Genomic DNA, 8,603 nt, shown 5'->3' on the forward strand with positions numbered 1-8,603 from the left:
CTATAGGAGTCCGGCGCCGATCATGTAAATCCGTTTGAGCATGTCCGGGGGCAGGGGGTTGTCCCAGACGCCCGCGTATCCCGCCCATATCCTCGCCGCGACCAGGACCAGCACGGCCCCGACAGCCACCGTCGGCCATGGGATGCCGTGTCCCAGTGCCTTGAATCCGAGGCATCCGTCCACCGGGCACGTCCCCACGCATTGGCCGCAGCCGATACATTCCGGGGAGAGTACGCGATCCTTCTTTTCCACCTGTATGCCTGAGGGGCAGCGGGCCGTGCACCTGCCGCAATGCACGCAGGCGTCGGCGTCGCGCTGCACCCGAATCGGCCCGAACCAGGCGATGAGCCCCAGGAGCGCGCCGTAGGGGCAGAGATACCGGCACCAGAAGTTGCGCACGACCAGGCTGAGCAGGGCGAGGGCCGCGAATACGGCCAGGGCCGTGCCGGACGGATGCAGGAAGAAGTCGAGCATCCGGGCGTCCGAGGTCAGGTTGAACGGGCTGCGCAGGAAGGATTCCAGGGAGCTCGCGCTCATGGAAAATACCGCGAACAGGAAGCCGCCCATGAGCAGGTATTTCAGGCTGTGCAGGGGCAGGTCGACCTTGCGGGGCGGGACCAATGCCAGTCCCATCCTGCGCCCGGCCCGTTCCAGTAGCCCGGAGATGAATCCCACCGGACATATGTAGCCGCAGAAACCCTTGCGGAAGAAAAAGGCCATGACCAGGGCGGCCAGGAACACGGCCAGCCCCGCCGGGTGCGCCTGGTCCCAGAAGCCTGAGGCCAGGAGCCTGCGGAAGCCGAGCAGCGCGCTGATGGGCAGAAATCCTTCCACCGCGCCCGGTTTGGGCGTGAAGGTCTCGGAGCGGCCTGCGGCCCAGTCGAGGAAAAGGATGAAGCGGTAGCCCGCGTAGAGGGAGAAGAGGGTGAAAGCCGCCTGAACGGCTTGCCGGAAACGATCTGGAGTCAATTTCATAATAGGGACCTGTCCTGTCTGGCGGGTCCCTATACTCATCGCGCCTCAACCGCAACCGGCTGCAAGCCGGTGCACAAACGGCGGGCTATTCCCGGTCCGGGTCCTTGTTGCCGCTCACGCCCCTGGTGATGATGCCGACCATCAACGCGAACATGAAATAGCTGACGAGGCTCTGGACGACGAGCATCGCCTTGCCGTCCCATGTGAGGGGCACGATGTCGCCGAAGCCGAGCGTGGTCATGGTGACCACCGTGTAATAGAGGGAGTCCAGAAGGGGCTGGGCGTCGGCTGCGCCGAAATGGAAGGGCGGCGGCGATCCGGCCAGCTTGTGCATTCCGTCGAGGGTAGCGTTGACCAGGGTGAAGCCGATCAGGGTGGTCAGGTAGATGCGCAGGAGTTCGCTCAAATCGGCCCAACGGATTTTGCTGTCGGGTCCGAGCAGATCCACGGCATGACGCACGAAGACGCGAAGGTTCCAAACCAGGATCGACAGGACCAGGATAGCGAGGAAGAGGACGCCCCATTCGCTCAGGGTCAGCAGGATGTCTGACGCTCCGGCCAGGAAGCCGACCGCGGCCGCGCAGCGCAGGCGCGCGCCCGTGTACTGTCCCGCCGTGGTCCGCCAGAGGCGTCTGAGGCGTCGGTTTCTGTCCAGGTGGTAGGCGACGGTGACCGCGGCCATGACGGCCCCGTTGAGCGCGGCCCGGATGAAGATCCGGGCGTTTCCGTCCGGCAGCAGCTGGAGGTCGGACATTTCGCTGGTCGTGAGCAGCAGCGCGGCACCGACAAAGAAGCAGGGCACGAAGTGGGTCAGCCAGACCTGGATTAAGAGCGGTTCCCGGGATTGCTGCATGTCGGTGAGCCGTCCGCGCGACCTCGGCCTACGCGGTTTCGCCGATGGCCTTGGCGAACTGCTTGTAGCTTATGGTGACGATGGGCTTGTCCAGAAGCGACTCCACAAGCTGGATGAAGAGTTTGTCCCTGTCCTCTGCGGAGAAGGCGCCCAGTACGTTCCCGTAGTCGCGGTCCTCGGTCTTGATGTGGGAAACCCACCATTTCGCGATGGGCCGCAAAAGGTCCGAGCCGCTGCCGCCGGACTGCACCTGAAGCATGATGTCGTGTCGCAGTTGAGGCATGATTTTGCTGCGGAAAACATGGTGGCGCATCTTGTGTCCGTTGGTGGTTTCGCCGGAATAGCCGAACTGCGTAACGAGAATGTCGAGAATGCGCTCCTCCAGCTCCAGGTGCTGCTGGGTGAACCGGCTCAGGAAGCTGAAGATGTTGGAGAGATTCTGCCTGGTCGGGTTGAATTCCCCGGCGTTGAGCTTGCTCCACCACGTGTCGATGAGCAGAAGAATGCTGCGGTGCTGGCTGTCCAGGTTCTCCATGTGGACGGAGAGGTCCGGGGTCCAGATCAATGCTGCTTGGGGCTTCATGTTCATATTGTATCACCGGGGTTTGTTTCGGATAATATATATATTATCGTGCTCCTGTCCAGCAGGGAGCTGCGCGGCGGAAGGGGGCGGCGCGGGCGGAACGGGCGAGGCGGAATGCGTTCCGTTCGCGGTTTGCGGGAAGCCGCTTTCCCCCGGAGTGCCCCGGCTGCCCTTGACTATCCGGGGAATCTGGCTTAACAAACGTCCTCTTTGCCCGCGCTGGACGCTGGTCTCTACGCAGGCAAAAAGAATAATTATATTTATTTCAGGGAGTTGATAAGTTGTTCGAGAGCTTGCAAGAAAGACTCGGCTCCACCTTCTCCAAGTTGGGCGGCAAAAAGACCCTTGATGAGAACAATATCAAGGAGGGTCTGAGAGAGGTGCGTCTCGCGCTTCTCGAGGCCGACGTCAACTTCAAGGTGGTCAAGCAGTTCGTTGACCAGGTCAAGGAACGTGCTCTCGGCGACGAGGTCCTCAAGGGGCTTGAGCCCGGCCAGCACTTCATAAAGATCGTCAACGAGGAGCTTGTGGAGCTTCTGGGCGGCGAGCAGAAGGACCTGGACCTCAAGGCCCGGCCGCTGAAGCTGATGATGGTCGGTCTTCAGGGCTCGGGCAAGACGACTTCCTCGGGCAAGATCGCGCTCTTTTTGCGCAAGCACCACGGCAAGAAGCCCTACCTGGTGCCTGCCGACGTCTACCGCCCGGCGGCCATCGATCAGCTCAACACCTTGGCCCGCCAGCTCGACGTGCCGGTCTATCCGTCCACCACGGACATGAACCCGGTGGACATCTGCCGCGACGCCATGGCCAAGGCCGAAGAGCTGGGCTGCGACCTGATTCTTTTCGATACCGCGGGCCGTCTGCACATCGACGAAACGCTGATGGGCGAGCTTGAGAACATCAAGCGCGAGTGCGAGCCGCAGGAAATTTTGTTCGTGGCCGACGCCATGACCGGCCAGGACGCCGTGACCGTGGCGGAGGCCTTCAACGAGAAGCTCGGCATCACCGGCGTGGTCCTGACCAAGATGGACGGCGACGCCCGAGGCGGCGCGGCCCTGTCCATCAAGACCGTCACCGGGCGGTCGGTGAAGTTCGTGGGCGTGGGCGAGAAGCTTTCCGATATGGAGCTCTTCCATCCGGACCGCATCGCCTCGCGCATCCTCGGCATGGGCGACATGATGACCCTCATCGAGAAGGCGCAGAGCCAGATCGACGAGGACGAGGCCAAGGCCATGGCCGAGAAGATGGCCAAGGCCGAGTTCGATTTCGAGGATTTCCTCGGCCACATGAGGAAGCTCAAGAAGCTCGGCTCCATGGAAGGATTGCTCAAGCTCATTCCCGGTATGGGCAACATCATGAAGCAGCTCGGCGACAACGCCCTGCCCGAAGAGGAGCTGAAGCGCACCGAGGCGATCATATCTTCGATGACGCTCAAGGAGCGCCGCCAGCCCGACCTGCTCAAGAATGCGAGCCGCAAGGAGCGCATCGCCAAGGGTTCGGGCGTGAAGCTCGCCGACGTCAACGTGCTCATCAAGAATTTCAAGCAGATGAGCAAGATGATGCAGTCCATGATGGGCGGCGGCAAGAAAAAGGGCAAGTTCGGCCTGCCCAAGCTGCCCGGCCTGGGCGGCGGGGGCGGAATGCCCGATCTGAACGCGCTCGGGGGCGGAATGCCCGGAATGCCGGGGATGCCCGGTATGCCCGGCATGGAGGACGAGGGTTCCAAACGGGCCGTCTCCAAGAAGACGCTCAAAGAGCGCAAGAAAAAAAAATTGAACAAAAAGAAGAACAAGAAGAGTCGCAAAAAGTAAGCGACCGGCAACTTAGGTCCTTCAGTGATAAAACTTGCCATCTCGTGGGCAAAAACGTATTAATTAACTATTGGGAGTATAAGAACCATGGCAATGAAAATCAGACTGACCCGGATGGGTTCCAAGAAGCGTCCCTTCTACCGCGTCGTGGCTCTGGAGAGCACTACCCGCCGTGACGGACGTCCTGTCGAATACCTCGGGCACTACAACCCCATGGTCGAGCCGAATGAAATCGCTCTCGACATGGAAAAGATCGAGAAGTGGTTGGAAAAGGGCGCAGAGCCCAGCAGCACGGTTCGTTCTCTGTTGAAGAAAGCCGGCAAGTAGCTTGCGCTTCTTCTGACAGGCGGGTCTCGTCGGCCCGTCCTGCAGAGTCCGGACCACGTTTGGCAGCTCATATTCACGGCGCGCGGCGACGCGTCGGCACCGGAGGTGACGTCATGTTGAAAGAGATGATTGAGTACATTGCCAAGTCCCTGGTGGACAACCCGGACCAAGTGCAAGTTTCTGAAGTCGAAGGCGAGCAGACCTCGGTTATCGAGCTGAAGGTGGCCAAGGAAGACCTTGGCAAGGTGATCGGCAAGCAGGGCCGCACGGCGAGAGCCATGCGCACTCTGCTCGGAGCCGCTTCCACCAAGGCGAGAAAACGCTCCGTCCTGGAGATCCTCGAGTAGCTTTCTCGTTCGAGAACGGCTGAACATTTGCACGTCCGCGTGAGGGCTTGAACAAGGCCTGAGGCGAGACGCGAACGATCACGGACCGGCGTGCGGGCTTGCCCCGCGCGGCGGCCCCGGTCTTTTGCAGCAAGCGAACGGATGGCCCATGAAGAAAGAGCCCGGTTTCATCCCCGTGGGCGGAGTGGTCAAGGCGCACGGAATCAAGGGGGAGTTCGGCATAAGGTGTTATGCGGACTCCCCGACCCTTTTCGACGGCACGGCCCTGTTCCTGTCCGACGGAAAGGGACGCCCCCGCCCCATCGAGATCAGTTCCTGGCGTGAGCACAAGGACCTGGTCCTGTTGACTTCGCCCCAGGTCCTCGACCGCGATCGGGCCGAGGCCCTGCGCGGAAGCGAACTCCTGGTGCGCGCGGAAGACCTCCCCGACCTCGGCGAGGGCGAACATTACCTCTATCAGCTCATTGGCTGCCGGGTTGTCCTGGAGGACGGGAGCGAGGTCGGTGAGCTTCAGGGATACTACGAGACCGGTGAGCAGGATACCTGGGTCATAGTCGACAAGGCGGGCACCGAGATTCTCCTGCCTGCCGTGCCGGAGTTCGTCCTGGACATCGACCTGGACGCCGGAGTCATCGTCATCGAGCCGCCCGAGGGGCTGCTGGATATTTATCTCAACCCCGAGCCGCCCAAAAACAAGACGGGCCGTCCTCCGCGCAGCAAGAAGCAGACTTCATGAACTTCCACCTCGTCTCCATTTTCCCGCACTTCTTCGAGTCGCCGTTCACCTGCGGCCTCATGTCCAAGGCCGTGGAGACCGGCCTGGTCAAGCTCGACTGTGTGGATGTTCGGCAGTACGCGGGTGGGGTGCACAAGTCCGTGGACGACCGTCCCTTCGGCGGCGGCCCCGGTATGCTCCTCAAGCTCGACTCCATGATAAAGGCGCTCGACTCCGTCAAGTCCCGGGGGCGGACTCTCATGCTTTCGCCGCGCGGCAAGCCCCTGACCCAGGCGCTTTCCCGCGAACTGGCGGGCGAGGAGGATGTCACCCTCATCTGCGGCCGCTACGAGGGCATCGACGAGCGGCTTCTTGATCTCTATCCCATCGAGCTTGTTTCCGTGGGCGATTTCGTGCTCAACGGCGGGGAGGCCGCGGCCGTCTGTCTGGTCGAATCCGTGGCCCGTTTGCTGCCCGGTTTCATGGGGCACGAGGAATCGGGCGACGAGGAATCCTTTTCCGCCGGACTGCTTGAATACCCGCACTACACCCGTCCCGAGGATTTTGAGGGCCTGACAGTACCTGAGGTCCTGCGTTCGGGCGACCACGGCAAGATAGCCGAATGGCGGCGCGATCAGTCCCTGACCGCCACCCTGCGCGACCGGCCCGACCTCCTGCCCGAGGCGCGCCTGACCGTGGAGGATGTCGATTTTCTGCGAACCCTGCCGCGCACCCGGCTCGGCCGCAACCTGTACATCGCCCTGTGCCATTACCCCGTGACCAACAAGTTCGGGGAAAAAGTGGCGGTGTCCGTGACCAACCTGGACCTGCACGACATGGCCCGCGTGGCCCGCAGCTACGGCCTGGGCGGGTTCTACGCGACCACGCCCATCGAGGATCAGAAGGCGCTGGCCGAAAAGCTTCTCGGACACTGGCGCGAGGGCGCGGGAGCACAGGCCAATCCGGACCGGGCCGAAGCTTTTTCCAAGGTCAAGGTTTTTGACGATATCGAAAGCGCGGTCCTTGACATTGAGGCGCAAACAGGGCAATGTCCGCGCCTCGCGGCCACTTCAGCGCGTCTGGATCGCCGCAAGCAAGCCCAGCCCGCACTGACCTTCGGGGAAGTCCGAAGCTGGCTCGCCAACACTCCGGTATTATTAATTTTTGGTACTGGACACGGTTTGGCGGAGGAAGTCCTCTCCAAAACGGACGGCATTGTGAGGCCGCTTCGGTATTTGGATGACTACAACCATCTGTCTGTACGCAGCGCGGTGGCGATTATCGTCGACCGGCTCGTCGCGGATGAGTACTAGAGGCGGATGGCCTCATCGCCGCTTCGGCGGCGCGGAAGCTGGTCCAGCACTCTACAATTTTAAGGAGATCACCATGGACATCATCAAGAAAATTGAAGCCGAACACATTCGCTTGGATATGCCCGATTTCAAGGCCGGCGACACCGTCAAGGTTCACTACCGGATCATCGAGGGCGAGAAAGAGCGTATTCAGGTCTTTCAGGGCGCGGTTCTGCGTCGCCGTCGCGGCACCACCAACTCCACCTTCACCGTTCGCAAGATTTCCGACGGTATCGGCGTGGAGCGCGTGTTCCCCATGAACTCCCCCTTCATCGACCGCGTGGAAGTGGTTTCCGAAGGCAAGGTTCGCCGCTCGCGCATCTACTACCTGCGCAACCTGCGCGGTAAGGCCGCCCGCATCAAGTCCAAGCAGATCTGGGAATAATTTTTTTCGGATAAGCGGGCGTCTGCACCGCCGCCTGGGAAAATCGGCTCCTTGCGTATTAAGATACGCGGCGGCCCCGAATCCCCATCCCGTCGGCACAGTCACCCCACTCCTCCGAAAAAACCCCGTGATTCATGCGATATATATGCCCGGAGCGTTGTTTGACGCTCCGGGCTTTTGTGGTTTGGTCATCGGGTGGGCTCTGTCCGGCTGACATGTTTCCATGCTTCCCTTCACGGTCCGTTTCAGGCACAACAGCCCCATCATGACGCAGGGTTCCCTTTTCATATCTTCCGGTTTTTCGTCCACCGAGATCGCGGGCGTAGATGAGGCCGGGCGCGGGTGTCTGGCCGGGCCGGTGGTGGCCGGGGCGTGTATTCTGCCCGCCGAATACGATCTGCCGGGGCTGAACGACTCCAAACAGCTCACCGCCGAGAAGCGCGAGACGCTCTACCCGCTCATTCGCGAACAGGCCGTGGCCTGGGGATTGGGTGTGGCCTGGCCGTGGGAGATCGACGAGATCAATATTCTCCAGGCCACATTCCGGGCCATGGGAAAGGCCGTTCGGACCATGAAAGTCCAGCCCCGGTTCCTGCGCATCGATGGTGACAAGCTCATCCCCAACCACGCCCTGCAACGCGACATTCCCCAAGAATTCGTAATCAAGGGTGACGGCAAGGTCCCGGCTATCTCCGCCGCATCCATTCTCGCCAAAACCTTCCGCGACCGCCTCATGGTCCATCTCGCCAGGCGTTATCCCGGTTACGGCCTGTCCAAGCACATGGGCTACGGCACCAAGGTCCACGTTGACGCCATACAAACCCTCGGCCCCTGCCGAATCCACCGCCTGACCTTCAAAAAGGTCAAACCCGAAGACAAGCCGCAGCTCCAGGGTTCCCTGTTTTAGGGATGCCTCCGGCGGCCGGGGCGCTGCCCCGGACCCCGCCAAGGGACCTTTTGAAAAAGGTTCCCTGGACCCTCCCAAACTTTTTGTATGCCTTCGGCGGATGCGCGGGAGCGCTGAAGATTGCGTCTTGGACCTTGTGCGGAAACACGTCTTCAAGAAAGGGCGTGCGGAATTGTGCGCCGCTTCGCGAAGCGGTCCAAAAAGTTTAGGAAGGATAAGGGGATGGGGGGCCGGGGGAAGGGGAGAAGGAAAGGGTACAGTCCGGGTACATAGGTAACACATTAGTCCGGGAACATGGGTAACACTTTGGGCATGGAAGCCTGGAGGTGCACATGCCCTGGAAAGAGG

General features: G+C 61.3%; 10 protein-coding genes. 7 read left to right on the top strand and 3 right to left on the bottom strand.

Annotated elements, in window-relative coordinates; all coding sequences use genetic code 11:
- The 3 genes from PSN43_RS12575 to PSN43_RS12585 form a co-directional block, all read right to left on the bottom strand.
- Window positions 1–975, bottom strand: coding sequence for a 4Fe-4S binding protein (locus PSN43_RS12575; RefSeq protein WP_272701079.1), 975 nt, complete (start codon window positions 973–975; stop codon window positions 1–3).
- Between the two features lie 85 nt (window positions 976–1,060).
- Window positions 1,061–1,828, bottom strand: coding sequence for a potassium channel family protein (locus tag PSN43_RS12580; RefSeq protein WP_272701080.1), 768 nt, complete (start codon window positions 1,826–1,828; stop codon window positions 1,061–1,063).
- Between the two features lie 28 nt (window positions 1,829–1,856).
- Window positions 1,857–2,411, bottom strand: a complete 555-nt coding sequence (locus PSN43_RS12585; RefSeq protein ID WP_272701081.1) for a hemerythrin domain-containing protein — start codon at window positions 2,409–2,411, stop codon at window positions 1,857–1,859.
- Window positions 2,412–2,692: 281 nt separating this feature from the next.
- Here PSN43_RS12585 and ffh point away from each other — a divergent pair, with 281 nt between their 5' ends.
- The 7 genes from ffh to PSN43_RS12620 all read left to right on the top strand — a co-directional run bounded on the left by ffh (window position 2,693) and on the right by PSN43_RS12620 (window position 8,255).
- Window positions 2,693–4,222, top strand: a complete 1,530-nt coding sequence (gene ffh / locus PSN43_RS12590; RefSeq protein WP_272701082.1) for a signal recognition particle protein — start codon at window positions 2,693–2,695, stop codon at window positions 4,220–4,222.
- A gap of 87 nt (window positions 4,223–4,309) precedes the next feature.
- Entirely contained in the window at window positions 4,310–4,549 is a 240-nt protein-coding gene (gene rpsP / locus PSN43_RS12595) for a 30S ribosomal protein S16 (RefSeq protein WP_272701083.1), read from the top strand.
- A 113-nt stretch (window positions 4,550–4,662) separates the two neighbouring features.
- A complete protein-coding gene (locus tag PSN43_RS12600; protein WP_272701084.1) occupies window positions 4,663–4,896 on the top strand; it encodes a KH domain-containing protein in 234 nt (77 codons plus the stop codon).
- 148 nt (window positions 4,897–5,044) lie between these two features.
- Complete coding sequence (gene rimM, locus PSN43_RS12605; RefSeq protein ID WP_272701085.1) at window positions 5,045–5,632, top strand: ribosome maturation factor RimM; 588 nt, start codon at window positions 5,045–5,047, stop codon at window positions 5,630–5,632.
- Window positions 5,629–6,924, top strand: coding sequence for a tRNA (guanosine(37)-N1)-methyltransferase TrmD (trmD, locus tag PSN43_RS12610; RefSeq protein WP_272701086.1), 1,296 nt, complete (start codon window positions 5,629–5,631; stop codon window positions 6,922–6,924). The genes rimM and trmD overlap by 4 nt, the downstream gene beginning before the upstream one ends.
- 73 nt (window positions 6,925–6,997) lie before the next feature.
- Window positions 6,998–7,348, top strand: a complete 351-nt coding sequence (rplS, locus tag PSN43_RS12615; RefSeq protein ID WP_272701087.1) for a 50S ribosomal protein L19 — start codon at window positions 6,998–7,000, stop codon at window positions 7,346–7,348.
- Between the two features lie 265 nt (window positions 7,349–7,613).
- Window positions 7,614–8,255, top strand: a complete 642-nt coding sequence (locus tag PSN43_RS12620; RefSeq protein WP_272701088.1) for a ribonuclease HII — start codon at window positions 7,614–7,616, stop codon at window positions 8,253–8,255.
- The last annotated feature ends 348 nt before the right edge of the window (window positions 8,256–8,603 follow it).

Source organism: Desulfovibrio sp. Fe33 (assembly GCF_028532725.1).
Lineage (GTDB): Bacteria > Desulfobacterota > Desulfovibrionia > Desulfovibrionales > Desulfovibrionaceae > Pseudodesulfovibrio.

What these genes read in the sequence shown, in the direction of transcription:
- PSN43_RS12575 (WP_272701079.1), bottom strand. Translation starts at nt 975, where the DNA reads ATGAAATTGACTCCAGATCGTTTCCGGCAAGCCGTTCAGGCGGCTTTC.
- PSN43_RS12580 (WP_272701080.1), bottom strand. Translation starts at nt 1,828, where the DNA reads ATGCAGCAATCCCGGGAACCGCTCTTAATCCAGGTCTGGCTGACCCAC.
- PSN43_RS12585 (WP_272701081.1), bottom strand. Translation starts at nt 2,411, where the DNA reads ATGAAGCCCCAAGCAGCATTGATCTGGACCCCGGACCTCTCCGTCCAC.
- rpsP (WP_272701083.1), top strand. Translation starts at nt 4,310, where the DNA reads ATGGCAATGAAAATCAGACTGACCCGGATGGGTTCCAAGAAGCGTCCC.
- PSN43_RS12600 (WP_272701084.1), top strand. Translation starts at nt 4,663, where the DNA reads ATGTTGAAAGAGATGATTGAGTACATTGCCAAGTCCCTGGTGGACAAC.
- rimM (WP_272701085.1), top strand. Translation starts at nt 5,045, where the DNA reads ATGAAGAAAGAGCCCGGTTTCATCCCCGTGGGCGGAGTGGTCAAGGCG.
- trmD (WP_272701086.1), top strand. Translation starts at nt 5,629, where the DNA reads ATGAACTTCCACCTCGTCTCCATTTTCCCGCACTTCTTCGAGTCGCCG.
- rplS (WP_272701087.1), top strand. Translation starts at nt 6,998, where the DNA reads ATGGACATCATCAAGAAAATTGAAGCCGAACACATTCGCTTGGATATG.
- PSN43_RS12620 (WP_272701088.1), top strand. Translation starts at nt 7,614, where the DNA reads ATGACGCAGGGTTCCCTTTTCATATCTTCCGGTTTTTCGTCCACCGAG.